At 67.3% G+C, this 24,551-nt stretch carries 20 protein-coding genes and 1 tRNA gene; 12 read left to right on the top strand and 9 right to left on the bottom strand.

What is annotated here, in order from left to right; all coding sequences use genetic code 11:
• The first annotated feature begins 9 nt into the window (after positions 1–9).
• From cyoB to ACT009_RS00385, 6 genes are read left to right on the top strand one after another with little or no spacing between them, the layout of a single operon-like run.
• Positions 10–2,022: a cytochrome o ubiquinol oxidase subunit I gene (gene cyoB / locus ACT009_RS00410; RefSeq protein ID WP_445193960.1), complete on the top strand. Its 2,013-nt coding sequence runs from the start codon at positions 10–12 to the stop codon at positions 2,020–2,022.
• Complete coding sequence (gene cyoC, locus ACT009_RS00405; RefSeq protein ID WP_445192441.1) at positions 2,019–2,639, top strand: cytochrome o ubiquinol oxidase subunit III; 621 nt, start codon at positions 2,019–2,021, stop codon at positions 2,637–2,639. Before cyoB ends, cyoC begins: the two co-directional genes overlap by 4 nt.
• Positions 2,636–3,022, top strand: a complete 387-nt coding sequence (cyoD, locus tag ACT009_RS00400; RefSeq protein ID WP_445192440.1) for a cytochrome o ubiquinol oxidase subunit IV — start codon at positions 2,636–2,638, stop codon at positions 3,020–3,022. Before cyoC ends, cyoD begins: the two co-directional genes overlap by 4 nt.
• Positions 3,019–3,705, top strand: coding sequence for an SURF1 family protein (locus ACT009_RS00395; protein ID WP_445192439.1), 687 nt, complete (start codon positions 3,019–3,021; stop codon positions 3,703–3,705). The genes cyoD and ACT009_RS00395 overlap by 4 nt, the downstream gene beginning before the upstream one ends.
• Before the next feature lie 35 nt (positions 3,706–3,740).
• On the top strand, positions 3,741–4,991 hold the full coding sequence (locus tag ACT009_RS00390) for an ATP-binding protein (RefSeq protein ID WP_445193959.1): 1,251 nt from the start codon (positions 3,741–3,743) through the stop codon (positions 4,989–4,991).
• Positions 4,981–5,514: a response regulator transcription factor gene (locus ACT009_RS00385; RefSeq protein ID WP_445192438.1), complete on the top strand. Its 534-nt coding sequence runs from the start codon at positions 4,981–4,983 to the stop codon at positions 5,512–5,514. The genes ACT009_RS00390 and ACT009_RS00385 overlap by 11 nt, the downstream gene beginning before the upstream one ends.
• A 143-nt stretch (positions 5,515–5,657) precedes the next feature.
• Here the strand turns inward: ACT009_RS00385 and ACT009_RS00380 are convergent, their stop codons facing one another.
• Entirely contained in the window at positions 5,658–7,991 is a 2,334-nt protein-coding gene (locus ACT009_RS00380; protein WP_445192437.1) for a putative bifunctional diguanylate cyclase/phosphodiesterase, read from the bottom strand.
• On the bottom strand, positions 7,991–8,587 hold the full coding sequence (locus ACT009_RS00375) for a methylamine utilization protein (RefSeq protein ID WP_445192436.1): 597 nt from the start codon (positions 8,585–8,587) through the stop codon (positions 7,991–7,993). The genes ACT009_RS00380 and ACT009_RS00375 overlap by 1 nt, the downstream gene beginning before the upstream one ends.
• A gap of 125 nt (positions 8,588–8,712) precedes the next feature.
• Here ACT009_RS00375 and ACT009_RS00370 point away from each other — a divergent pair, with 125 nt between their 5' ends.
• Positions 8,713–9,576, top strand: coding sequence for a DUF3034 family protein (locus tag ACT009_RS00370; RefSeq protein WP_445192435.1), 864 nt, complete (start codon positions 8,713–8,715; stop codon positions 9,574–9,576).
• Between the two features lie 10 nt (positions 9,577–9,586).
• A complete protein-coding gene (locus ACT009_RS00365; protein WP_445192434.1) occupies positions 9,587–10,051 on the top strand; it encodes a group I truncated hemoglobin in 465 nt (154 codons plus the stop codon).
• Here ACT009_RS00365 and ACT009_RS00360 read toward each other — a convergent pair.
• From ACT009_RS00360 to ACT009_RS00345, 4 genes are all read right to left on the bottom strand, one after another.
• Positions 10,041–11,348: a dicarboxylate/amino acid:cation symporter gene (locus ACT009_RS00360; protein ID WP_445192433.1), complete on the bottom strand. Its 1,308-nt coding sequence runs from the start codon at positions 11,346–11,348 to the stop codon at positions 10,041–10,043. The genes ACT009_RS00365 and ACT009_RS00360 overlap by 11 nt on opposite strands.
• Positions 11,349–11,424: 76 nt before the next feature.
• Positions 11,425–14,298: a TIM-barrel domain-containing protein gene (locus ACT009_RS00355; RefSeq protein WP_445192432.1), complete on the bottom strand. Its 2,874-nt coding sequence runs from the start codon at positions 14,296–14,298 to the stop codon at positions 11,425–11,427.
• 16 nt (positions 14,299–14,314) lie between these two features.
• The gene (locus ACT009_RS00350) at positions 14,315–15,934 is read right to left on the bottom strand and encodes a DUF5597 domain-containing protein (protein ID WP_445192431.1); all 1,620 of its coding nucleotides are present in this window, start codon (positions 15,932–15,934) and stop codon (positions 14,315–14,317) included.
• A 170-nt stretch (positions 15,935–16,104) separates the two neighbouring features.
• Positions 16,105–16,181: transfer RNA gene (locus ACT009_RS00345), tRNA-Arg, on the bottom strand.
• Between the two features lie 83 nt (positions 16,182–16,264).
• Here ACT009_RS00345 and ACT009_RS00340 point away from each other — a divergent pair.
• Positions 16,265–16,768: a hypothetical protein gene (locus ACT009_RS00340; RefSeq protein ID WP_445192430.1), complete on the top strand. Its 504-nt coding sequence runs from the start codon at positions 16,265–16,267 to the stop codon at positions 16,766–16,768.
• 7 nt (positions 16,769–16,775) lie between these two features.
• Here ACT009_RS00340 and ACT009_RS00335 read toward each other — a convergent pair whose 3' ends face one another.
• Positions 16,776–19,910, bottom strand: a complete 3,135-nt coding sequence (locus tag ACT009_RS00335; RefSeq protein WP_445192429.1) for a PAS domain S-box protein — start codon at positions 19,908–19,910, stop codon at positions 16,776–16,778.
• Between the two features lie 72 nt (positions 19,911–19,982).
• The gene (locus ACT009_RS00330; RefSeq protein WP_445192428.1) at positions 19,983–21,944 is read right to left on the bottom strand and encodes a TonB family protein; all 1,962 of its coding nucleotides are present in this window, start codon (positions 21,942–21,944) and stop codon (positions 19,983–19,985) included.
• Between the two features lie 43 nt (positions 21,945–21,987).
• Between ACT009_RS00330 and ACT009_RS00325 the strand changes: the two genes are divergently transcribed.
• From ACT009_RS00325 to ACT009_RS00315, 3 genes are all read left to right on the top strand, one after another.
• Positions 21,988–22,437 carry a TlpA family protein disulfide reductase gene (locus tag ACT009_RS00325; RefSeq protein WP_445192427.1) on the top strand — a complete coding sequence of 150 codons (450 nt, stop codon included), beginning with the start codon at positions 21,988–21,990 and terminating at the stop codon, positions 22,435–22,437.
• 11 nt (positions 22,438–22,448) lie between these two features.
• Positions 22,449–22,931: a metallophosphoesterase family protein gene (locus ACT009_RS00320; protein WP_445192426.1), complete on the top strand. Its 483-nt coding sequence runs from the start codon at positions 22,449–22,451 to the stop codon at positions 22,929–22,931.
• 73 nt (positions 22,932–23,004) lie between these two features.
• The gene (locus ACT009_RS00315) at positions 23,005–23,991 is read left to right on the top strand and encodes an aldo/keto reductase (RefSeq protein ID WP_445192425.1); all 987 of its coding nucleotides are present in this window, start codon (positions 23,005–23,007) and stop codon (positions 23,989–23,991) included.
• A 3-nt stretch (positions 23,992–23,994) separates the two neighbouring features.
• Here the strand turns inward: ACT009_RS00315 and ACT009_RS00310 are convergent, their stop codons facing one another.
• Positions 23,995–24,429: a GFA family protein gene (locus ACT009_RS00310; protein ID WP_445192424.1), complete on the bottom strand. Its 435-nt coding sequence runs from the start codon at positions 24,427–24,429 to the stop codon at positions 23,995–23,997.
• Positions 24,430–24,551: the final 122 nt, after the last annotated feature.

Raw genomic sequence — 24,551 nt, 5'->3', positions numbered from 1 at the left:
GCCGATATCATGCAAGCCCCCGCTTCCCTCGCCGTCAGCCCCATCTTCGGTCGGTTCACGATCGAATCGCTGCCGCTCCACGAACCGATCGTCGTCGCCACCTTCGCGGCGGTCGCGCTCGGCGGAATGCTCCTGCTCGGCGCGCTGACTTACTTCAAGCTCTGGGGCTATCTGTGGACCGAATGGTTCACCAGCGTCGATCACAAGAAGATCGGGATCATGTACATGATCCTTGGCCTCGTCATGCTCGTCCGCGGCTTTTCCGACGCGATCATGATGCGGATCCAGCAGGCGATGGCCTTCAACGGGTCCGAAGGCTATCTCAACGCCCACCATTATGATCAGGTGTTCACCGCGCACGGCGTGATCATGATCTTCTTCGTGGCGATGCCGATCGTCACCGGGCTGATGAACTACATCGTCCCGCTCCAGATCGGCGCGCGCGACGTATCGTTCCCGTTCCTCAACAATTTCAGCTTCTGGATGACCGCCGCGGGTGCCGTGACGATCATGATGAGCCTGTTCGTCGGCGAATTCGCGCAGACCGGTTGGCTGGCGATGCCGCCGCTGTCGGGGATCAGCTACAGCCCAGGCGTCGGCGTCGACTATTACATCTGGGCGTTGCAGGTGGCCGGCGTCGGCACCCTGCTGTCCGGGGTCAACCTGATCGCCACGATCGTTAAGATGCGCGCGCCCGGCATGACCATGATGAAGATGCCGATCTTCTGCTGGACCGCGCTGTGCACCAACATCCTGATCGTCGCCGCCTTCCCGGTGCTGACCGCGGTGCTCGGGCTGCTGTCGCTCGATCGCTACGCCGGCACCGCGTTCTTCACCAACACGCTCGGCGGCAACCCGATGATGTACGTCAACCTCATCTGGATCTGGGGCCATCCGGAGGTGTACATCCTGATCCTGCCGATGTTCGGCGTGTTCAGCGAAGTCACCTCGACCTTCGCGGGCAAACGGCTCTTCGGCTACACCTCGATGGTCTACGCCACGATGGTGATCACGCTGCTCGCCTATCTCGTTTGGTTGCATCACTTCTTCACGATGGGATCGGGCGCGAGCGTCAATTCCTTCTTCGGCATCACCACGATGATCATCTCGATCCCGACGGGTGCGAAGATCTTCAACTGGCTGTTCACGATGTACCGTGGCCGCGTCAGGTTCGAGCTGCCGATGATGTGGACGATCGCATTCATGATCACCTTCACGCTCGGCGGGATGACCGGCGTGCTGCTCGCGGTGCCGCCTGCCGACTTCGTGCTCCACAACTCGCTTTTCCTGGTGGCGCATTTCCACAACGTCATCATCGGCGGCGTCCTGTTCGGCGCCTTCGCCGCGATCAACTATTGGTGGCCGAAGGCGTTCGGGTTCGTGCTCGACCGGTTCTGGGGAAAGGTGTCGTTCTGGTGCTGGGTCAGCGGCTTCTACTTCGCGTTCATGCCGCTCTACGTGCTCGGCCTGATGGGCGTGACCCGCCGGCTGCGGACCTTCGACGATCCCAGCCTGCAGATCTGGTTCATCATCGCCGGCTTCGGGGTGTTCCTGGTCGCGCTCGGGATCGCCGCGATGTTCATCCAGTTCTTCGTCAGCATCCGCAATCGCGAGGGGCTGCGCGACGCGACCGGCGATCCGTGGAACGGCCGCACCCTCGAATGGTCGACCTCGTCGCCGCCGCCCGACTACAACTTTGCGTTCACCCCAGTCGTCCATGATGGCGACGCCTGGGCGGACATGAAGGGGCGCGGTTACAAGCGCCCGATCGACGGCTATCGCGACATCCATATGCCGAGCAACACCGGCGCCGGGGTGATCCTGGCCGGTCTCAGCGCCGCCTTCGCGGTCGGCATGATCTGGTACGTGTGGTGGCTCGCGGGGTTGAGCTTCGTCGGGATCCTGGTGGTCGCGATCGGGCACAGCTTCAACTACAAGCGCGACCATCACATTCCGGCGGCGACGGTCACCGAGACCGAGGGCAAGCGCACCGCCGCGCTCACCGCGGGAGCCGCCGCATGAGCGCCGTCGCCGACTATGATCGCGACCTCTTCCACCTGAAGGAGGAACCGCATCATCCCGAGGGGTCGAGCACCATGCTCGGCTTCTGGATGTACCTGATGAGCGATTGCCTCATCTTCGCGATGCTGTTCGCGACTTACGGGGTGCTCGGCACCAGCTATGCGGGCGGTCCCGGCCCCCGCGAGCTGTTCGATCTGCCGCTGGTCGCGCTCAACACCTCCATGCTGCTGTTCTCGTCGATCACCTACGGCTTCGCGATGCTGGCGATGACCGACGGCAAGCGCGGCCAGATGCAGGGATGGCTCGCGATCACCGGCCTGTTCGGCGCGGCGTTCCTCGGCATCGAGCTCTACGAATTTTCGCACCTGATCCACGAGGGCGCTGGGCCGCAGCGCAGCGCGTTCCTGTCGTCTTTCTTCACGCTGGTCGGCACCCATGGGCTGCACGTTACCTTCGGGCTGATCTGGCTGGTTGTGCTGATGGTCCAGGTCCAATTAAAGGGGCTGATCCCCGCCAACCGCCGGCGGCTGATGTGCCTCAGCCTGTTCTGGCACTTCCTCGACGTGATATGGATCGGCGTCTTCACCTTCGTCTACCTGCTGGGAATGCTGCGATGAGCACCGAAACGCATGATCGCCACGTCGCCGATAGCCACGATCACGCGCATGACGACGAGGAAGCGCACGGCTCTCGCAAGGGCTATGTGATCGGCTTCCTGCTATCGGTGGTGCTGACCGCGATCCCGTTCTGGATGGTCATGACCAAGCCGCTCGACGGCCAGGCCACCGCGCTGATCATCATGGCCTTCGCGGTCGCGCAGATCCTGGTCCACATGATCTACTTCCTCCACATGAACCGTCGGGCGGAGGGGGGCTGGTCGATGATGGCGCTGCTGTTCACGATCGTCGTCGTCGTGATCTCGCTCAGCGGATCGCTGTGGGTTATGTACCACATGAACGCCAACATGATGCCTGCCCAAGACATGAGCCAGATGGGGTGACCGCGCGCGCGCGCGCCGCGATCGGGCTGGCGTGGCTGCTGGCGGTCGCGGCGCTGCTCGCGCTTGGCACGTGGCAGGTGCAGCGGCGGGCGTGGAAGCTCGATCTGATCGCGAAGGTCGAGGCGCGGATCCACGCCCCGCCCGTCCCCGCCCCCCGTACTGCCACCGGCGACGACGCCTATCTGCGCGTCGTCGCGCGCGGCACCTACCTCGCTTGTAGCAACACCTTCGTCCAGGCGTCGACGATACGCGGACCCGGCTGGTGGGTGCTCACCCCGCTGCGCGAAACGACGGGCATCACCGTTCTGATCAATCGCGGCTTCATGCCGACACGCACCGCCCCGCCTCCGCCCGGCCCGGTCACCGTCACCGTCACCGGCCTCCTCCGCGTCAGCGAACCCGGCGGCGGCTTCCTGCGCAGCAACGATCCGGCGCGCGACCGCTGGTATTCGCGTGACGTGACCGCGATTGCCGCCAAGCGCGGAGTCGCTCCGGTCGCGCCCTATTTCATCGATGCCGACGCCTCCCCCAACGCGCCCGGCCAGCCGGTCGGCGGGCTTACTGTCGTCCAATTCGCGAACAGCCATCTGGTCTACGCGATCACATGGTACACGCTGGCCATCATGGCCGCTGCTGGCTTCCTATATTGGCTCCGCCTGACGCATGCGGAGGATGCCGCGTGATCGGCGACCTTCCCGCGCGCGCCGGGCACGACAACATGCTCCAGCTCGTCCAGCTGCGCTGGCTGGCGGTCGCCGGGCAGCTGGCGACGATCCTGCTCACCCATTTCGCCTTCCGCATCGATCTGCCGCTGCCGCCGATGCTCGCGGTGCTGCTCGGCCTGGTCGCGCTCAATGTCGCCAGCATCGCGCTGCTGCGGCTGCCGCGGCGGATTACCAATGCCGAGCTGTTCGGCGCGCTGCTGCTCGACGTCGCCGCCCTGTCGGCGCAGCTTTACCTCAGCGGCGGCGCGACCAACCCTTTCGTCTCGCTGTTCCTGCTGCAGGTCGTGCTCGGTTCGGTCCTGCTCGATCGCTGGTCGACCTGGGTGATCGTGGTCGCGACCAGCCTCGCCTTCGCGGTCCTCACCTTCGCCTATCGCCCGATCGCGCTGCCGCCGGGCTTCGGCGTGACCCTGTTCAGGCTCCACGTCCAGGGCATGTGGGTATGCTTCGCGCTGGTCGCGGTGCTGCTGGTGCTGTTCGTGACCCGGATCAACGGCAACCTCCGCGCGCAGGACGCCCGCCTCGCCGACATCCGCCAGCAGGCCGCGGAGGAGGAACATATCGTCCGCATCGGCATGCTCGCCTCGGGCGCCGCACACGAACTCGGCACCCCGCTGTCGACGCTGTCGGTGATCCTCGGCGATTGGCGGCGGCTGCCGACGATCGCGCGCGACGCGGAGCTTCGCCAGGAACTGGAGGAGATGCAGGCCGAGGTTCAGCGCTGCAAGGCGATCGTCACCAGCATCCTGCTGTCATCGGGCGACGCCCGTGGCGAAGAATCCGCAGCGACCACCGTCCGCGTCTTCCTCGACCGCGTCGTCGCAGACTGGCGCGCGGCGCGTGGCCACGCCAAGGCGGATTATGTCGACGCGTTCGGCCCCGACCTGCCGATCGCGTCGGACATCGTGCTGCAGCAGGTGGTCTACAATTTGCTCGACAACGCGGCCGAGGTGTCGCCCGATTGGATCGGCATCCGCCTGAGCCGCGACGGCGACGAGCTCGTCTTCACCGTGAACGACAGCGGTCCCGGCTTCGCCGCCGATCAGCTCGCCAACCTGGGCAAGCCCTACAACAGCACCAAGCCGCGACTTGGCGCCGGGCTCGGCCTGTTCCTGGTCGGCAACGTCATGCGCAAACTTGGCGGCAGCCTCGTTGCGCGCAACCGCGCCCAGGGCGGCGCGGAGGTGACGCTGCGCCTGCCGCTCGCCTCGATTGCGCTGATGGAGCAAGACGATGGCCGATAAACCGACCCTCTTCATCGTCGAGGACGACGCCGCCTTCGCGCGCACGCTGCAACGCTCGTTCGATCGTCGCGGCTACGACGTTGCGGTGGCGGCGAGCCCGGCCGATCTCGACCTGCTGTTGGCGAAAGGGACGCCCGACTATGCGGTGGTCGACCTCAAGCTCGCCCAGGCTTCGGGCCTGACCTGTGTACAGACGCTGAAGGCCGCCGATCCCGGCACGGTGATCGTCGTGCTGACCGGCTATGCCAGCATCACCACCGCGGTTCAGGCAATCAAGCTCGGCGCCACCTCCTACCTCGCAAAGCCCGCCAACACCGACGACATCGAACGCGCCTTCGGCATGACCGACGGCGACGCTGGGGTGCCGATCGAAGGGCGCCAGACGTCGATCAAGACGATGGAATGGGAACGCATCAACGAAACCCTGGCGGAGACCGGGTTCAACGTGTCGGAGACGGCGCGGCGTCTGGGGATGCACCGGCGGACGCTGGCGCGAAAGCTGGAGAAGCGGCAGATCAGTTGAGGAAAACTCTCGTTCCAACCTCCGTCATCCCGGCGAACGCCGGGACCCATGGACGCGCGGAGCAAGCGTCGGTGCACGACATTCGAGTTCACCGCAACCATGGGTCCCGGCGTTCGCCGGGATGACGAGAGAGGAAAGCCCCCTCAAGCCGCGATCGCCGTCTCCACCGCCAGCATCGCCGCGATCCGGCTGCCGTCGATCGGACGGCTGAACAGATAGCCCTGGATGTTCCCGCAGCCCTCGCCGCGCAGGCAGGCGAGTTGTTCGGTGTCCTCGACGCCTTCCGCGGTCGTCTCCATGTGCAGCGCGTTCGCCAGGTCGACGATCGCGCGGACGATCGCGGCGGCGCTGGGATCGTCGTTGATCGCGCTGATGAAGGACCGGTCGATCTTGATCTTGTCGAACGGGAAGCTGCGCAAATAGCTTAGCGACGAATAGCCGGTGCCGAAATCGTCGAGCGCGACGCGAATGCCCATCGCCCGCAACTTGTGGAGCAGATCGACGACCGGCCCCTCGCCTTCGAGGAACACCGACTCGGTGATCTCGATCTCGAGCCGCCCAGGATCGAGCCCGCTGCGCGCGAGCGCCTGGAGCACGATCGCCTGGAATCCCGAATTGCGGAACTGCAGCGGCGAGACGTTGACCGCGACGCGGATGTGCCCGGGCCAACTTGCGGCCTGGTGACACGCCTCGTGCAGCGCCCATTCTCCCATCGCGATGATCAGCCCGGTCTCCTCGGCAATCGAGATGAAGTCGTTGGGCTGGACGAGCCCCCGGAGCGGATGTTCCCACCGCATCAGCGCCTCGAACCCACCGATCCGGTCCGCCTTCAGGTCGAACACCGGCTGGAAGTTGAGGACGAACTGCCCGCAGCGGATCGCCTCGCGCAGGTCGAGCTCGACCTGGCGGCGCTTGCGCGCGGCGGCGTCGAGCGCGGGTTCGAAGAAGCGGAACACGCCGCGCCCGTCCTGCTTGGCGCGGTACAGCGCGAGATCGGCGTTCTTGAGCAGCTGATCGGCGTTGTCGCCGTCGGTCACCCCGATGGCGATGCCGATGCTCGCGGTGGTGACGACGAGATGCTCCCCCGCCACCACCGGATCGCGCAGCGTATCGAAGATCGCCTGAGCCAGCGCACGGGGACGATCCGCGTCGAAGCGGCCCGAAAGGATGATCGCAAACTCGTCGCCGCCCAACCGTGACACCAGCGCGTCTGGCGCCAGCCGCGACAGGATGTCGCCTACCCCGACCAGCAGCGTGTCGCCGACCGGATGACCCAGCGTGTCGTTGATCACCTTGAAGCGATCGAGATCGAGGCACAGCACCGCCACCGCGCCGTCCGCGCGCAGCACCGCGGCGAGCGCCTGGTCGAGCGCTTGGCGGAAGAACGCCCGGTTGGGCAGCCCGGTCAGCGTGTCGTGGAACGCGAGATGGGTGATCCGGTGCTCGCGCTCGACGATCCCCGCAGACATCCGGTTGAAGCTCGCCGCGAGCCGGCCGATCTCGTCCTCGCCCTCGACCATCGCGGTGGCGCGGCTGCCCTCCTCCAGCGATCGGGCGGCGGCGTCGAGCGCGGCGATCGGCCGCGCGATCCCCGCCGCGAGCCGGCGGCTGCCGACGATCACGAGCGCCAGGCCGAGCAGCCCCGCGCCGCCGACCCCGATCTGTAGCGGGACGAACGGCGCGAGCGCGGCATCATAGGGGTAGCGGATCAGGATTGCGGCGTGCGGCAGCACCTCGATCCCTGCCAGCGGCTTGACGAGCGCGAACGCCCTGCCCTCCGGCAGATCGAGCGTTTCGAGCGTGCGGCCGTGCCGCGACTGGTGGATCAGCGCATCGATCGACCGATCCGACGCGATCGATCCATCGCTCGACGCCCAGCGCCCGCCGCCGCGATCGTACATGACGGTCGCCACCAGCGGGATCGCGGATAGCCGTTCGAGCGCCCGCATCTCGGCGGCGTCGACGCGGATCGCGAGCACCACCCAGCCGACCTGCATCGGCGCCATGATCGGCGATCGCACCAGCCGGTAGACCTGGTTGCGGACGACCACCACCGCGTCGCGACGTTCGTCGAGCGCGGCGAACTTGCGCGCCGCGCCCGCCAGCGGATCGCGCCGCCCGAGCACGCTTCCGTCCTCGACCACGACATAGGCGGCTTCGACGCCGGCGCGGTCGCGGATGTTGGCGAGCGCCGAGGCGATGGTCGGCGCGTCGCCGCTGGCGACCGCGGCGCGGAAGCCGAAATCATGCGCCAGCACGTCCGCTGACGCGGTTAGCGACTGCGCCTTCAACGCCCATAAACGGTCGTAGACGCTGCCGCTGGTCGCGAGTTCGGCCCGCACCGAATCCGCGGCATAGGTACGGATCATCGCCTGCGCGACGATCGCGAGCATGATCAGCGCGACCGCGAACAGCGCAGCGTACAGCACCGCCAGCTTGGTGCGCAGATGCCGAAAGGCCGGATAGCGCCAGCGCATCAGCGGTGCAGGGCGAACACGGTCGCGAAGCCCGACGCGCCGACCGCGATCGGCTGGCTCGCGGTCCCGCCCGGCGCGCGGATCGACGGATGCCACACGGTGACGCGCGCACCGCCCACGGGCACATTGGCGATCGACACCTTGCCGGCGGCATCGGTCAGCGCCGCGAACGGCGTCGCGGTAACGTAGACGAAGCCGCTCATCGAATCATGGATGTTGCAGCCGAGCGCGACCACGCCCGGCTGGTCGAACGTCACCGATCGCGTCTCGTCGCGGCCGTAGAGCTTGAGGTCGATCTTCTTCGGTTTCGAAAACGAATAGACGTGGTGTCGCACCTTGTCTCGGTTCGGAAACGCGACGACCGCGCCGACCGGCACGATCAGGATGTTCGGCTCGAACTGGATATTGCGCTGCTCGATCTGATACGCCGCACGCGGCGAAATCGTCACTGGCACCGGCCGCGCCGCGTCGACCGTGACCACCGCGCCGGCGAGCGGCCGGCCGTCGATCCCGCGCACCTCGATCGACACCGTCGCGGCATCGGCCACCGCGGGCGCGGCGAGCAGGAACAGCGATAGTGCGCAGCGCAACGACATCGTGCAGGGCTAGCGCGCTAGTCTTTCGGATCGATGAAGACGCAGCGTTCCCCGGCCGGCACCTTGGAAAACCCGGCCTTAACGCTTGTCGCGTAGTGCGAGCGACGATGTCGATACGCTGCCCGATGCGCCTGATGGCGCTGTTCCTGACGATGCTGGCGCTGGCCGCCCCCGCCATCGCCGGGGAGGCCCGCGCGGGCGGCAAGCTGCTGCTCACCAACGGGGTCGCAACGATCGAGGGCAGCTCTGGCGGCGGCGTCGCCACCTGGGCGCTGATCGCGGGAAACGAGAGCGCGGACGGCGTCGGCGGCTCCGCACACGTGACCGCGATCGCGCTGCCCGATTATGGCTGGCGCAGCTACGGCGCCGCGATCGGCGTGCGCGATCGGCTCGAGTTGAGCTACGCCCGACAAAAGCTCGACACCCGCGCAGTCGGCGCCCGGCTCGGCATCGGCCGCGGCTACACGCTCGATCAGGACGTGTTCGGCGCCAAGCTGAAGCTCGCCGGCGACGCGGTCTATGGCAGCTCCTATCTGCCGCAGGTCGCGATCGGGGTGCAGGTGAAGCGCAACCGTGACGCGCCAATCGTTGCGGCAGTCGGCGGGCGCAGCGCCAAGGGCACCGACGTCTATCTCGCCGCGACCAAGCTGCTGCTACGCCAGAGCGTCATGATCGGCACGACAGTGCGCTTTACCAAGGCCAACCAGAACGGGCTGCTCGGGTTCGGCGGCGATCGCGGCGCCCGACGCACGATTCAGGTAGAAAGCTCGATCGGCTATCAATTTTCGCGCCGGCTGGTGGCGGGGGTGGAATACCGCTCCAAGCCTGACAATCTGGGCTTCGCGCGCGAGAACGATTGGAAGACGGGCTTCGTCGCCTATGCGATCGATCGTCACCTCACCGCCACCGCCGCCTATCTCGATCTAGGCGCGATCGCGACCGCACGGCACCAGCGCGGCGCCTTCTTCTCGCTCCAGGCCGCCTTCTAGGAACCCGCCGATGTCGCTCGCTTCCCTGCTACTGTTGCTCGCCCAGGCCACCCCCGCCGAGGAACCGGTCGCGCCCTATGCGGTCAGCGACGCCAACGCGGGCGCCCGCCCCTTTACCGGCAACGGGATGGCGACGGCGTTCCACGGCCAGGCGGGGATCGCGCGGATCGTCGACGATCTGGTCGCAACCAATCAGCGCGATCCCCGGATCAGCGACATCTTCAAGGGCCAGGACCTCGTCAGGCTACGCCGCGTCCTGAAGGAGCAGTTCTGCTATCTGCTCGGCGCCGGCTGCGGCTATACCGGCCGCGACATGACGGCCGCGCACAAGGACATGGGCATCCAGGCCAACGACATGAACGCGCTGGTCGAGAACCTCCAGGCGGCGATGCACCGCGAGGGCGTGCCGTTTGCGAACGCAAACGGGTTCCTCGCCAAGCTGGCGCCGATGCGCGGGCACATCGTCACCCGGTGACGGTCGGCTTCCCGCGCAACGCGGCGTCGAGCCGCTCCGCGTCGAGCGCCCCTTCCCACCGCGACACGACGACCGTCGCCACCGCGTTGCCGATGAAGTTGGTGAGGCTGCGGCATTCGCTCATGAAGCGATCGACGCCGAGGATCAGCGCCATGCCAGCGACCGGCACCGACGGCACGATCGACAGCGTCGCCGCCAGCGTGATGAACCCCGCCCCGGTCACGCCCGCCGCGCCCTTCGAACTGAGCATCGCCACGCTCAGCAGCAGCATCTGTTCGCCGAAGCTCAGATGCACTCCCGTCGCCTGCGCAATGAACAGCGCGGCGAGCGTCATGTAGATGTTGGTGCCGTCGAGATTGAACGAATAGCCAGTCGGCACGACCAGCCCGACGATCGACTTGGGGCAGCCGGCCTGCTCCATCTTCTCGATCAGCGACGGCAGCGCGCTTTCCGATGAGGACGTGCCGAGCACCAGCAGCAGCTCCGCCTTCAGATAGGCGATCAGCCGAAAGATCGAGAAGCCCGCCAGCCGTGCCACCGTGCCGAGGATCACTGCAACGAACAGGAACGACGTCAGGTAGAAGGTGCCGACCAGCGCCGCCAGGTTGGCGAGGGTGCCGACCCCGTATTTGCCGATCGTGAACGCCATCGCCCCGAACGCCCCCAGCGGCGCCGCCTTCATCACGATCGATACCAGCTTGAAGAACACGATGGACGCATCCTCCAGCAGGTCCAGCATCCGCGCACCGCGGTCGCCGATCAGCGCCAGCGACACCCCGAACAGGATCGACACGAACAGCACCTGCAGGATGTTTCCCTCGGTCAGCGACGACAGGAACGTGTCGGGGATGATCCCGGTCAGGAAGCCCGTGAGCGTGCTCTCATGCGCCTTGGCAGCATAGTCGGCGACCTTCGACGCATCGAGCGTCGCGGGATCGATATTGAGCCCCGCGCCCGGCCGAACGAGATTGGCGACCGCCATCCCGACGAACAGCGCGAGCGTCGAGAAGAACAGGAAATAGGCGAACGCCTTGCCTGCGACCCGACCCACCGAGGCGAGGTCGCGCATCCCCGCGATGCCGGTGACGATGGTCAGGAAGATCACCGGCGCGATGATCATCTTCACCAGCTTGATGAAGGCATCGCCGATCGGCTTCATCGCCTCGCCCGTCGCCGGCGCGAAATGCCCCAGCAGCACGCCGGCGAGGATCGCGACCAGCACCTGGAGGTAGAGGTGCCGATACCAGCGGGTCGGCGCGGGTGGGGGCGCGGCAGGATCGGCGATCGGCAGCATCATCGTCAGTCCATCCTCTACGCAAGCGACGCTCCCGACGTCCGCCAGCGCGCGCCGGAATGCAACCCGCGCCGGCGCCTTACCCGCGAGGCTTGGCGACCTGGATCATCTCTCCCCTGTAGCCGGTTGCCGCCTGCGCGCCGTCGCTGCCGGTCGCGGTCTGCCCCTGCGCGATCCACTTCACCCGCAGCGTCCGCGTCGCCGGCATGCCGTCCCAGCCCGCGCCTTCGCGCTTGCCGATCGTCACCGTGCCGGTGCGATCGTCGTAGCGGATCGGGATGCGCGAGAACGCACCCGTCTTGTACGCGGTCGATCGCCCGTCGTCCTCGTAGAGCGAGAAGCTGCCATCGGCGCCGGTGTAGATCGCGATCGTCAGCGGCGCGTCGCGACGCTGGTCGACATATTGCGTTACCGGCCCCATCGGCACGATCGCCCCGGCGCGAACGAACAGCGGCAGCCGCTCGGCCGGCGCCTCCACCGTCGCGGCGGCCCCGCCCGGATAAGCCTTGCCGGTGTCGAAATCGTACCACGGGCCGGTGCCCGGAAAATACACCTGCCGGCTACGCGCCCCATAGGCGGTCACCGGCGCGACCAGGAACGCGTCGCCGAACAGATACTGGTCGTCGATCCGTCGTGCCTGCCGATCCGCCGGGAAGTCGGCGGCGAGCGCGCGCATGATGCTGCCGTCCTTCATATAGGTGTCGGCGCCGACCGTGTAGATATACGGCATCAACCGGTAGCGGAGCTCGTCGTAGCGGACCATCGACGCGCGCATCGACGAGCCCGCCGGGCTGATCTCGTAGATCTCGCGATACGGATATTCGCCGTGGCTGCGGAACAGCGGGCTGAACGCGCCGAACTGGAACCAGCGCAGGTTGAGCTCGCGCCATTCCGCCAGGTTCGCCGCGGTCGGCGTCTTGGTCGAGAACCGATCCTCGAGCGCGAAGCCGCCGATGTCGTGCGTCCAGTTGGGAATGCCCGACATCGACGCGTTGACGCCCGCCGAAATCTGCGCGCGCAGATCGTACCAGCGGCTCGCGACGTCACCCGACCAGATCGCCGCGCCATAGCGTTGCAGGCCCGCGAACCCAGACCGGGTCAGCAGGAACGGCCGCACATCCGGCTTGTACGCGGTCCAGCCATCGTAGAAGGACTTCGCGTTCATCAGCGAATAGCTGTTGAAGAACTTCGCAGCGGGACCCATCGCAGTCGGCCCCATCGCGTCCAGCCGCTCCTCGATCGACAGGTTCGAATGCGGATCGGGCTCCGACGCGTCCGCCCACCACGCGTCGGTGCCGAGCTTCGCCAGCCGATCCTCGATCTGCTTCCAGAAGATGCGCCGCCCGTCCGCCGAATAAGGATCGTAGAAGGTGCTGGCATAGCCCGGTCCGACCCAGTCCTTGTTCCCCTGGCGCAGATTGCCGGGATAGACCGCCCCCGCCGCGGCCAGCTCCTTGTAGTTGTCGGTGGTCGGGTAGAATTTCGGCCAGACCGAGATCATGAAGTTGGCGTGATCGGCATGGACGTCGGCGATCATCTTGCCCGGATCGGGGAAGCGGGTCGGATCGAACCGGTGGCTGCCCCATTCGGGATCGCGCCAATAGCGCCAGTCGAGCACGATGTTGTCGAGCGGGATCTTCAGCTCGCGGTAGCGGTCGACCACGCCGGTCAGTTCGGCGGCGGTCTCGTAACGCTGTCGCGACTGCCAGAAGCCATACGCCCATTTGGGCATCATCTCGGACTTGCCGGTGACCTGCCGATAGCCCGCGATCGCGGCGTCGATGCTGCCGCCGGGGATGAACCAGTAATCCTTGGCTTGCGCTACGTCGCTGGTGAACCACACCGAGTGGCGATCGGCATCGGGCAGCGGATCGCTGTGGAAGAACGCCATGTAGCCCGCGTTCGGCTCCCATTCGATCCGGATCGCGACCGCCTTGCCGCGCACCATCGGCAGGTCGAAATTGGCGTACCAGGGATTCCAGTTCTGCCGCCAGCGATCGAGCACCAGCTTCCCGTCGGCATAGACCTTGTAGTAGCTCGATCCGTAGAGCTGGAACTTGTGATTGCCCGTCACGGTCGGCATCACGTCGCCAGACCATACCACCGTCTGCTTCTGGACGGCATTGCCCGCGGTGTTCTGCCCGCCGGTCGCCGCGACCGTCCGCGCCTTCGCCGCCTCGGGCCATTTCGACTGATCGTTGATGTATTGATAGTCGATCGTCGCTTCCTGCCGGGTGACCGCTGCCTTGCCGTCGAGGAAATACTCCGCGCGCCAGCCGGGCTTGCCGCCGCTCGTGACCTTCATGCCCAAGCCGACGAAGTCGTAGGGCTTGGGATTGCCGAAGCGGGTGAAGGAGTTGTTGTCCCACAGCAGCCCGTAGCCGCGGGTCGACACGACGAAGGGCACGCCGATGTCCATGTTGTGCTGCGCGAGTTCGACGTCCTCGCCGTTGTAATCCATCTGCGAATTCTGATGCTGGCCCAGGCCGTACAGCCCCTCGTCGGTGCCGCGGTTGAACTGTTGCGAGACGGTGGGCGACGGCTTGCCCTCGACCCGGGTGGACCCGAATGCGGTGGGTGCGGCTTCGGCGAGCAGCGCCTTGCCGGTCGGGTCGGTGAAGCGGACCAGCCCGGTCGCCAGCGCGATCTCCGCGATCGCCTTGGCGGTGCGTACGCGCACCTGTCCCTTCGCCTCGGTCACGTCGAATGGCCCGGCGGCGGGCGGATCGGCGACCATCAGGCTCGGCGTCGGCGGGCGCTGCGATGCGCCCTTGGGCGTCGCGACCACGTGCATGATGCCGTCGCCATGGACCCGCAGCTCGACCGTCGCCGCGCTACCCCCGGCCGGCGTGACGACGACGCCGTCCGCGGTGCGCTCGAACCGCTGCGCGTCGGCCGCACCGATCGCGGTGCCCGCCAGCAGCAGCGCCGCCGTCGTTCTGATGATCATCATTCTCTCCGAACCCATATTAGCGGTAGTTGCCCATGGTGACCTTCAGCACCTGCGGTCGATCGACCAGGTTGATGCCGTAATCGGTCTGGTCGCCGTTCCAGATGCGGCTCGTCACCCAGCGGCCATCGACGAAGCCGCCCTCCTCGACCCTCACGACGATGCCGTTCGCCGCGGCATCCGCAGCGCCGAAGTCGACGCGGACATGATCGCCGATCAGCAGGAACTCATTCTCCGACAGTTGCGCCACCGCCAGGCCGCCGATCGACTCCTTTGCCCAGGGCACCGGATCGGACTTCAGCCACGTCCAGTCGCTCATCCCGAACTGCCACGCCGCCCAGCTCGCCTTGATCGTCCACTTGCCCATCCGGGTCGACTGCGGGGTCGCGTCGTCAGGCTTCGCCATCCCCCAGGTCGGCCGCTCGAACGCGATCCGTGCCCAGTCGCGCATGATCGACCCGATCATGCCGTAAGCCAGCGCGAGCGGCTCCAACGTCGCGTCGCTGAGGTCGCGCGCGCCCAGCGGATAGTTGAAATAGCCGCTCGCATCGAGGCCGAACGGCGAATAGCCGATCGCGCCGCGCCCGAGCGCCGCATAGACATAGCGGTGGAATTCGCGCGCGTTGCCGATCTCCGGCACCATCAGCGCGTTGTCGGGGCGCGCATATCTGTCGAGATACTGCACCACATTGGCGCTCGCCCGGTCGTAGATGTCGGGGGCCGCGAAATCGATGTGCGGCGCCGCCGCCTTCCAGATGTCGAGCACGTCCTGCTGCGGCCCGCCGCTGGCGACGCCGTTTGGATCGGGGACGTTCGACGGCCCGGCCAGGCTCGCATTCACGTACATCGGCAGCGGCTTCACCGCCTTGCCCGCCGCCGCGATCGCATCGACATAGGACGCCACGTACCAGGTGTTGAACGCGCGATCGGCCTGGGCGCCGAACGCCTGCGACCAGGTGCCGCGCTTGCCGACGCGCCGGGCGAGCTGTGCCGGCAGCTGCTGCTCGAACAGCCGGGTCGCCGCCGCCGAATAATCGCGCGGGTTGCGATAGCTGCCGGTCTCGTTCTGCGGCTGGACCAGGATCACGGTGTTCTGCGGATCGTGGTCCCGCAGATATTCCATGACCTTCACGAACGCGCGGGTATCCGCCTTCAGCGTCTCCGCCCCGTGCGCGCTCAGCACGTCGTGGTTCTTGCCATCGCGCGTCTTCATCCGTGGGAACCGGCGGTTGTCCAGCTTGACCCAATCGGGCGTGTACGAAAGCGACGTGTTCTTCCACGTTCCGAACCAGAGCAGCACCACCCGCTTGTCATGCTGCCGCGCCTGATCGAGCAGCGATTGCAGGAACGACAGGTCGAAGCGTCCTTCCTGCGGCTCAACCTGCTGCCAGGCGATCGGCACCTCGACCGTGTTGGCATGGACGCGGTCCAGCACCGGCCACGCGGTCTTGAGGATCTCGGGATAGTTGGTCGAATTGTTGACCTGCCCGCCGAGGATCGTGAACGGCGCCCCGTCGACGATCAACGCGTGCCGTCCGCCGCGGGTCTCGATATGCGGGATAGGTGTCGCGGTCTGCGCCGCCAGCATCTGCGGGACCGTCGTGGCGAGCGTCGCCGCAAGAAGGATGCGTCTGATCATCGTGTCGTGTCCTCCGGATCACCGCCGACGGGATCAGGAAAGATCGCGTGCGATGTTCATTGGCGCGACGTGTTTTCACCAGAGATCGTGTCGATGCAAGCGCCACGTTCAGCCGCAGCGCGCTCGACAGCGTCGCCGCCTGCACAAGGATTCCGACGACGACTGGAAAATGGTGCGCCCGGAACGATTCGAACGTCCGACCCTCAGATTCGTAGTCTGATGCTCTATCCAGCTGAGCTACGGGCGCCTCTTGGAGGGCGGCTATTAGAAGCCAGTTCCGGATCGCGCAAGTGCGTTGCGCGACATATTATGCGGGCGTAGGCGGAGGGCATGTTCAGGCACGCCCCCCTATTCGCAACCGCGTTCCTCCTGCTCGCCGGGTGCGCCCGCGAACAAGGCAGCTATCCCTCGCTCGCGCCGCGCCCGATCGAAAAGCTCGGATTCGCGGAGCCGGCGGCAGCCGCCCCCGCCGTTGCCATCGCCGATCCGACCCTAGAAGCGTCGCTCGCCGCGATAGCGAGCCGACTGAAGACGGTCGGCACCGGCTTCGACGCCGACGCCGCCAAGGCGCAGGCGGCGGCGCGCCGCGCGAAAGGCCAGTCGGTCGGCAGCGACTCTTGGCTCGACGCACAGGCCGCGTTGGCGGTGCTCGACGACTGGCGCGCGCAAGCCTCGACGATCGTCACCGATCTCGATTCGCTTGCATCGGCACGCGCCGCGCAGCTCGCCCCCGATTACCCCGCCCTCGCCGCGCTCCGCGACCGCGCGCAGGCCGAGGTGGATCGGCAGGCCGGGCTGATCGAGTCGGTCCAGTCGGCGCTCCCAGACGCCTGACGCGCGCCTACTCCTTGGGCGCGGCACGATCCCGCCAGGCGACGCTCTTGCGGAGGATGCGCGACAGCTGCTCGATCGAATAGGGCTTGTGCAGCAGCTCGAACCCGTGGGTGCCGTTTTGCGCCAGCACGTGGCTATAGCCGCTGGTCAGCACCACCGGCAGCCCGGGGTGACGCTCGCGGATCCGCGCCGCCAGATCCATCCCGCTCATTCCCGGCATGACCACGTCGGAAAACACCACGTCGAACCGCGCACTGTCCGCCTCGAGCTCGTCGAGCGCGGCATTGCCGTCCGACGCCAGCACGCTGTCATAGCCGAGCTGCTGGAGCGCGTCGGTCGCGAACTGCCCGACCTGCTCGTTGTCCTCCACCACCAGCACGCACAGCCCGTCGCCCTGCGTCGATCCGCGCGGCAAGTGGTCCGGCCCCGGCTCGGCGGCGATCTCAGTCGCGCGGGGAAGGTACAGCGTGAAGGTCGCGCCGGCACCGAGCTGGCTGTCGACCCGAATATCGCCGCCCGATTGCTTTGCGAAGCCGATCACCTGCGACAGCCCGAGCCCGGTGCCTGCGCCGACCCCCTTGGTCGTGTAGAACGGCTCGAAGATCCGAAAGAGATCCTCGGGCGCAATCCCCGCGCCCGTATCGCTCACGGTCACCGCGACGAAGTCGCCGACGACGGGCGCGTGGCCGCGGATCGCGGGGATGCCCGATACCAGCCCGACCCCGATCGTCAGCTTGCCTTCGCCGGCCATCGCGTCCCGCGCGTTGATCGCCATGTTGACGATACTGGTGTCGAACTGGCTGCGATCGGCAAGAATGGTGCAGGATACGCGCGGCAGATTGACCGCAAGGTCCAGCCGCGAGCCCGCCAGCGTCTGCACCATCTCGGCCAGCCGCCTCAGGCTCTCGCCGACGTCGAAGATCTCGGGCGTCAGCGATTGCCGCCGCGCAAACGCCAATAACTGTCCGGTCAGTCGTGACGCGCGCTCCGCGGTCTCGCCGATCGCGGATACGTAGCGCTGGCGGCGCTCGGGGGTCAGGTCGTCGCGCGCCAGCAGCTCGACCGACCCACGGATCACGGTAAGCAGGTTGTTGAAGTCGTGCGCCACCCCGCCGGTCAGCTGCCCGACCGCCTCCATCTTCTGCGCCTGGCGCAACTGCTCCTGCGCGGCTTCCAGCGCCACCGCCGCTTCCTTGTCGGCGGTGATGTGGCGGCCGCTGGCATAGACCAGCCCGCCCTCGGGTGCCGCGACCCAGGAGATCCAGCGATAGCCGCCGTCGGCGTGACGGTAGCGGTTCTCATAGGGTTCGAGCTCGTCCGCGGTTGCGATCGCCAGCGCCTGTTCGCTCGACGGGTGATCGTCGGGGTGGATGAAGTCGAGATAGCTGCGCCCGACGATCTCTGTCGCGCGATAGCCGAGGATGGTCTGCCAGGCGTCGTTCACCGCCTGGAACGAGCCCGACGCATCGAGCACCACCTGCAAATCGCGCGAGTTCTTCCACGCCCGGTCACGCTCGCGGGTGGCGCGTTCGACGCGTTCCTCCAGCGTCCGGTTGAGCTCCGCCAGCGCCATCGCGGCGACGCGCCGGTCCTCGACGTCGGTGTTAGTGCCGACCCAGCGCACGATCTCGCCGCCCTCGTCGCGCAGCGCCACCGCGCGCGCCAGATGCCAGCGATAGGTGCCGCTGTGATGCCGCAACCGGAACTCGGTCTCGTAATCTTCGCCGGTCGCCAGCGCACGACGCCAGCGTTCCAGCGCCGGCTCGACGTCGACGGGATGGACCAGCCGCGACCAGCCGTCGCCGGCCCATGACGATTGGCTGCTCCCGGCGTAATCGCTGGCGCGGCCGTTCACCCAGTCGATCAGCCCCTCGCGGGTCGCCGACCAGACCTGGTTGGGCACCGCCTCAGTGAACGCCCTGAACCGCGCCTCGCTCTGGCCGAGCGCACGGGCCGCCTCGCGCCGGTCGGTCACGTCCTGCACAACGCCGACGAGGCGCACCGCGCGCCCGTCGGCATCGTTTTCGAACTCGGCACGGCGCGCGATCCAGCGGGTCTCGCCGTCGCTTGCGCGCCGGATGCGATATTCGGTGACCAGTTCGATGGTGGCGTCGCTGCGCGCGCGCGCACTGGAGATTCGCCGTACGTCCTCCGGCAGCACCAGCGCCTCGATCGCCCCCGCCGCCAGCGTCGGGCGCTCCTCCAGCCCGAAGATCCGGCAGAACTCGGGGGATGCGGTGAGGACGTTGCTCGCGACGTCGATCGAAAACACGCCGACCCCGCCCGCGCTCTGGGCGCGTAGCAGCATCTGCTCGGACTGGCGAAGTACCTCGGCAGTGACGTGCTCGGCGGTACGATCGCGCAGCACCTTCACGAAGCCGAGCAGTTCCCCCTGGGCATCGCGGATCGGGGTGGTCTCGCCGCTCGCCCAGAACCGCTCGCCCGACTTGCGGATCCGCCACCCCTCGCCGACGCCGCGCCCCGCCGCGGCGGCGGCGCGCATCTCGAACGCCAGCCGGTCCGCGGCGCGATCCTCTTCCGCGAAGATGCAGGATGCCGATCGCCCGACCATCTCCGCCTCGGTCCAGCCGAGGATCGCTTCGGCGCCCGCGTTCCAGCGGGTGACCTGCCCGTCGGGATCGAGCGCGATGATCGCGTGGTCGGTCGCGGCGTCGAGGATCTGGCGGTTCCAAGCCTCGCTACGGCGCAGCTGTTCACCGGCCGCCTGAGCGTCGGTCACGTCGGTACCCTCGACGAAGATCGCGATCACCGCGCCGTCCGCGGCGCGAACAGGCTGATAGACGAAATCGAGGAAGCGGCGTTCGGGTCCGGCGCCGCCGCCGCGATCGAACAGCAGCGGCACCGCCCGCCCGACATGGGGCTCGCCGCTCGTGAAGACGCGTCCGAGCAGATCGAGGAATCCTTGGTCCGCGACCTCCGGCAGCGCCTCGGCGACCGTACGGCCGATGACCGCGCGGTCGCCGATCAGACGCTGATAGGCGGGGTTCGTCGCGACGAACCGATGATCACGCCCGCCGAGCACCGCTGCGAAGCTCGGCGATTCGGCAAACAGAGCATGAAACTTGGCTAGCTGGTCGGAATATTGCGCGCCGGTACGGCCGGGATCTTCCCTCTCGAACATGCTAGCGGATTAGCTGCATGCGACATCGCCGTCGAGCGGTTCGGAACGGTCGCAAGATGCGAAGCCGCCGGCTCATTGGTCGAGCGAGAAGATGATCGGCATCCGCACGCCTTCGCATGCCAGTGCGCCCTCCGGCCGGAACGAACTGGAAAATCGCACGATCTTGGCAACGCCGACCGCAGCGTCGTCGAAGACGAACGGCGGATAGGAGATCGTCGCGCGCTGCGCTGCGGTCCTGCCGTCCGGTGTGACATCGGCTTCGGCCATTACCCAGCCCTCGAACCCCAACGCCCGCGCCGCCATCGGATAACCGCTCGACTGCGACCCGGTCGACCGCCGTGCCGGACTGAGCCCCAGTTGCGCGCATTGCTCGCCAGTCAGGCCGGTCCGCCCGAACGCCTTCTGCGCGCCTGCAAGATCGCCCTTCGCGGCCAGCACATTGGCCTGCCCGAGCAATGCCGCAATCCGCAGCGGATCGGTCGGCGCCAGCGACGGATCGTCCGCGACCGCCGCTTGCAGCGCTGCAGCATCCGGCGGCGGCGACGATTTCTCACGCGGCGCCGCCAACAACAGGCGTACCGTGTTGGCGCTTAGCGCATCGGCGGCGAAACCCGGTTGTGTCAGCAGGGCGCGCAGGTTGCCCCGGTATTCGTTGGTGCTCTGTGCGCTAGCCTTGAACACCGCAAGAAGATTGCGGACGGGTGCCGTCGCGCCCGCCGCAGCGGCGGCAGCGACGGCAGCGTCGAGCAGCGGCGCGCCCTCTTCTTGGTCGACCACGCCATTGACGTAGAGCGCAAGCGCCGCCCGCGCGATCCGCGCCTGATCCCCCGCCGCGCGCGCTCGGTCGAACTCGGCGCGCTGCAACGGCAGTGCCGCCGCGTCCGACAGGTCGTCCCACGGTGCGGGGCCTAGCTTGTCCACGAACCAGGATTGCGCCGCCTCGCTCAACGGCGCCATGATCCCGTTGCTCTGCAGCGCCTTGCTGCACCGCAACTCGACTCGGGTAGCATAGCGGAAGAAGGCCGGGATCTTGGCCACCGTGTCCGTCCGCCACGACCAGCCCTGCACCGCACCGGCAAACGCAATGGCCGCGCGACGGCCCCCAGTCGCGTAGATCGGGTAGACCCCGGCCACACGCCCGTCCTTCTCGATCGAGAACTCGACGATCGCCATGTCCGCGGGGGTGAGACCGCCCTCGCCGCACGCCGGCGCGGCCATCACCGCCGCCCGGCCAAACGGCGCATCTTGCATCCGGCCCGCGCCGGTATAGGCAAGGTACAGCCGTGCATCGTCGGCGCGCTTGTTCAGCAACGCTGCGATCGCAAGGTCGGATCGGGTGGCGACGTCGGCTGAACTGACCGTCGTCGTCAGCCCGCCGCGCTTCGCGAGGCTGTCCTTCAAAACGGTATAGGCCTCGGGGAAGCGTCCTTCGTTGAGAAGGACACGCGCATATTGGCTCTGGACGATGGCGAGGTCCTTCTTACCATAGCCAGTATCCTGCACCGCCAGCCCGCGCGCTTCGTCGGCGGCGGCGAGCGCGCGGCCGTCATGGTCGAACATCGTGACCTGCGACAGCCGCAGCAGCGGCACGATGCGCGCGCTGCCCTTCACCGCAGCGGCGGCGGCCTGATACTCCTTGATGGACTCGTCATAGTCGAGCCGTGAGGCTGCGGCGTCGCCGATCGCCAGGTGCCCCGAAGAGACGTCGCCCGCAAAGCTTTCGCCTTTGGCTTCGAGCGCCGGCAAACCGCGCCTGATCGCGGTGACACCCTCGACGGTACGCGCAAGGCGTACCAGGCAGCGCCCCTTGCGGACATCGACCGCAGCGCCGAGCAACGGATTGCGCTTGCTCGCCGGCGTGCCTTCCAGCGCCTCGAACGCGGCGACGGCGTCGACGCAGCGCCCGGCCTCGACCGCGGCGGAGGCGGCGTCGAAGCGCTGCTGGTTCGTCGTCGCCGCCGCCGCCGCCGGTCGAGCTTCTTTCGTCGACGTCGCTTGACCTGCGGCGACCAGCGCGAGCAACGTTGCGATCATGATTTCCCCCATCTTTCGATCAAAAGACCACGGCCGACGCCCGATGTCGAGGGGGTGGGCGCATCGCATCCTACGGGCGCGGCGTAGTTTTTTCTGGCTTGCGCTGGCGACGCTCGGCGCAGCGGATCAGCGGCAGGAGAGCATCGAGCTTCCGCCCGGCACGTTGCTGCTGCTGGTCGCGCCATGGTGCGCGCCCTGCTGGGGCGAACTCGCGCATGTCGATGCGCTGGCGAAGGCCGCCGCCCCGCTGAACCTGCGCGTCTTGACGATGGAGGACAGCGCCCGCGCCCGCGCGATGACAGCGGGCCTGCCGCCGGAACGCCAATGGACACCGCGCGCCGCCGATCGTGCCAGCGTCCGCGCCGCGCTCTGGTCGGTAACCCCCGGCTTGCCCTTCAGCGTCGCGACCGACGCCAAGGGCAGGATCTGCGCCCAGCATGGCGGTGGCCTCACCGAAGCACGGGCGCTGCTGCTCGTGAAGCAGTGCGGGTGATCCCCTCGATCATGACGGTCTTTTTCACCGCCGACACGCATTTCGGTGATCACCGCACGATCAACGTATCGCGGCGCCCTTTTGGCAGCGCCGCGGCGATGGACGAGGCGCTGGTCGCGCGCTGGAACGCCGTGGTCGGTCCGTGCGATATCGTTTGGCACCTGGGCGATGTCGCGCGGCGACCGGCGCACGTCGCGAGCCTGCTGTCGCAGCTGAACGGAACCAAGCACCTGCTTCGCGGCAACAACGATCCCGACGAGAGCGCGGCCGCATACGGCTGGGCGAGCGTCCGCGAGTATGCCGAGATCGATCTTGACGGGCGCATGCTGGTGCTCTGCCACTATCCGTTCAGAAGCTGGAACAGCCAGCATCGTGGCGCGATCAACCTGCACGGACATAGCCACGGACGGCTGAAGCCAGTTCCGCGGCAGTTCGACGTCGGCGTCGACGTCCACGACTTTGCGCCGGTCACGCTCGACGCGCTGCTCGGCTGAACCGTCGCAGCGCCACGCAACCCCAACGCTCCTCGATCATTCAACGCGCTGAGAAACGATCCGGAGACGCACGATGAAGACCCGCAAGCTCGGCAGCCAGGGACTGGAAGTATCGGCACTCGGCCTGGGGTGCATGGGCATGTCGGACTTCTACGCCGGCCGCGACGAAGCAGAGGCGGTCGCGACGATCGACCTCGCGCTCGATCGCGGCGTCACCTTTCTCGATACGGCGGACATGTACGGCCTAGGTGCGAACGAGGAGCTGGTCGGCCGCGTGGTGCGCGAGCGGCGGCAATGGGTGGTGGTCGCCACCAAGTTCGGCATCGTCCGCGGGGAGGACGGCAGTGCGCGCGGCGTCAACGGCCGCCCCGATTACGTCCGCAAATCCTGCGACGACAGCCTGCGTCGCACCGGGCTCGACTTCATCGACCTCTATTATCAGCATCGTGTCGATCCCCAGGTGCCGATCGAGGAGACGATCGGCGCGATGGCGGAACTCGTGGCCGCGGGCAAGGTCAAGTATTTGGGCCTGTCGGAAGCAGCGCCCGAGACGATCCGGCGGGCCCACGCGGTGCATCCGATCACCGCGTTGCAGACCGAATATTCGCTTTGGAGCCGCGACCCCGAGGACGCGATCTTGCCGACCGTCCGCGAACTCGGCATCGGCTTCGTGCCATACAGTCCGCTCGGCCGCGGTTTTCTGACCGGCGAGATCAAGACGCCCGAAGACCTCGCCGCCGACGACACCCGCCGCAACCATCCCCGCTTCCAAGGCGAAGCGTTCGCGCGCAACCTCGATCTGGTCGCCGCGATCGGCACGATGGCCGCCGACAAGGGCTGCACCCCAGCGCAATTCGCGCTCGCCTGGGTGCTGGCGCAGGGCGACGATATCGTTCCAATCCCCGGCACCAAGCGCCGCCGCTATCTGGAGGACAATCTCGGCGCGCTGGACGTGACGCTCGGCGAGGACGATCTCGCCCGCATCGACGAGATCCTGCCGCCGGGCGCGGCGACCGGCCCGCGCTATCCAGCCGCGAACATGGCGGCCGTCAATCGGTGAGGATCAGCCGCTGAACAGGCGGATGAAGTCGGCCGGCGGCGGTGCCTCCGGCCAGCTCGGGACCGCGTCCGATATGGTGACCCAGCGTTGCCGATAGGTGGTGAAGATGTGAGCGATGCAGACGATCTCCTCGGATCGATCGAGCGTTCCCGCCCGTACAACCGCGACGCCCGGCCGTCGCGTGTTGGTGTTGTACAGGCGCGTGTGGCAGGTGCCACAGAAGCGCTGCGTCGAGGTTCGATCCTCGGTGACGATCTCGTAGGTGATGACCGGCCCGGTGACGGCGAGCGCAGTTTCGGCGACGAGCGCCTGTAGACTGAAGGCGCTTCCCGACCATCGCTGACAGACGTGGCAATGGCAGGCGTAGACCGCTGGCAACGTGTCGATCTCGATCCGGTAGTTGCAGGCGCCGCACCGGCACCGTCCCTCGATCGCCATCGCTCGTTCTTCCCGTCGGGTGGATGATCTCGCCTTGAGAGATGTTTATAGGCCGTGGGTTTGGTGGGGGACAAGCCTTGCTCTTCTCGGAGAACAGGGCGTTTGCGACCCCGCCCACTCCC

Source organism: Sphingomonas sp. Tas61C01 (assembly GCF_052567495.1).
This window is presented reverse-complemented; position numbering and strand designations above follow the sequence as displayed.

Bases quoted from the DNA above. Each gene is read 5' to 3' on its own strand.
- cyoB (WP_445193960.1), top strand. From the start codon at position 10: ATGCAAGCCCCCGCTTCCCTCGCCGTCAGCCCCATCTTCGGTCGGTTC.
- cyoC (WP_445192441.1), top strand. From the start codon at position 2,019: ATGAGCGCCGTCGCCGACTATGATCGCGACCTCTTCCACCTGAAGGAG.
- cyoD (WP_445192440.1), top strand. From the start codon at position 2,636: ATGAGCACCGAAACGCATGATCGCCACGTCGCCGATAGCCACGATCAC.
- ACT009_RS00390 (WP_445193959.1), top strand. From the start codon at position 3,741: ATGCTCCAGCTCGTCCAGCTGCGCTGGCTGGCGGTCGCCGGGCAGCTG.
- ACT009_RS00385 (WP_445192438.1), top strand. From the start codon at position 4,981: ATGGCCGATAAACCGACCCTCTTCATCGTCGAGGACGACGCCGCCTTC.
- ACT009_RS00380 (WP_445192437.1), bottom strand. From the start codon at position 7,991: ATGCGCTGGCGCTATCCGGCCTTTCGGCATCTGCGCACCAAGCTGGCG.
- ACT009_RS00375 (WP_445192436.1), bottom strand. From the start codon at position 8,587: ATGTCGTTGCGCTGCGCACTATCGCTGTTCCTGCTCGCCGCGCCCGCG.
- ACT009_RS00370 (WP_445192435.1), top strand. From the start codon at position 8,713: ATGCGCCTGATGGCGCTGTTCCTGACGATGCTGGCGCTGGCCGCCCCC.
- ACT009_RS00365 (WP_445192434.1), top strand. From the start codon at position 9,587: ATGTCGCTCGCTTCCCTGCTACTGTTGCTCGCCCAGGCCACCCCCGCC.
- ACT009_RS00360 (WP_445192433.1), bottom strand. From the start codon at position 11,348: ATGATGCTGCCGATCGCCGATCCTGCCGCGCCCCCACCCGCGCCGACC.
- ACT009_RS00355 (WP_445192432.1), bottom strand. From the start codon at position 14,298: ATGATGATCATCAGAACGACGGCGGCGCTGCTGCTGGCGGGCACCGCG.
- ACT009_RS00350 (WP_445192431.1), bottom strand. From the start codon at position 15,934: ATGATCAGACGCATCCTTCTTGCGGCGACGCTCGCCACGACGGTCCCG.
- ACT009_RS00340 (WP_445192430.1), top strand. From the start codon at position 16,265: ATGTTCAGGCACGCCCCCCTATTCGCAACCGCGTTCCTCCTGCTCGCC.
- ACT009_RS00335 (WP_445192429.1), bottom strand. From the start codon at position 19,910: ATGTTCGAGAGGGAAGATCCCGGCCGTACCGGCGCGCAATATTCCGAC.
- ACT009_RS00330 (WP_445192428.1), bottom strand. From the start codon at position 21,944: ATGATCGCAACGTTGCTCGCGCTGGTCGCCGCAGGTCAAGCGACGTCG.
- ACT009_RS00325 (WP_445192427.1), top strand. From the start codon at position 21,988: ATGTCGAGGGGGTGGGCGCATCGCATCCTACGGGCGCGGCGTAGTTTT.
- ACT009_RS00320 (WP_445192426.1), top strand. From the start codon at position 22,449: ATGACGGTCTTTTTCACCGCCGACACGCATTTCGGTGATCACCGCACG.
- ACT009_RS00315 (WP_445192425.1), top strand. From the start codon at position 23,005: ATGAAGACCCGCAAGCTCGGCAGCCAGGGACTGGAAGTATCGGCACTC.
- ACT009_RS00310 (WP_445192424.1), bottom strand. From the start codon at position 24,429: ATGGCGATCGAGGGACGGTGCCGGTGCGGCGCCTGCAACTACCGGATC.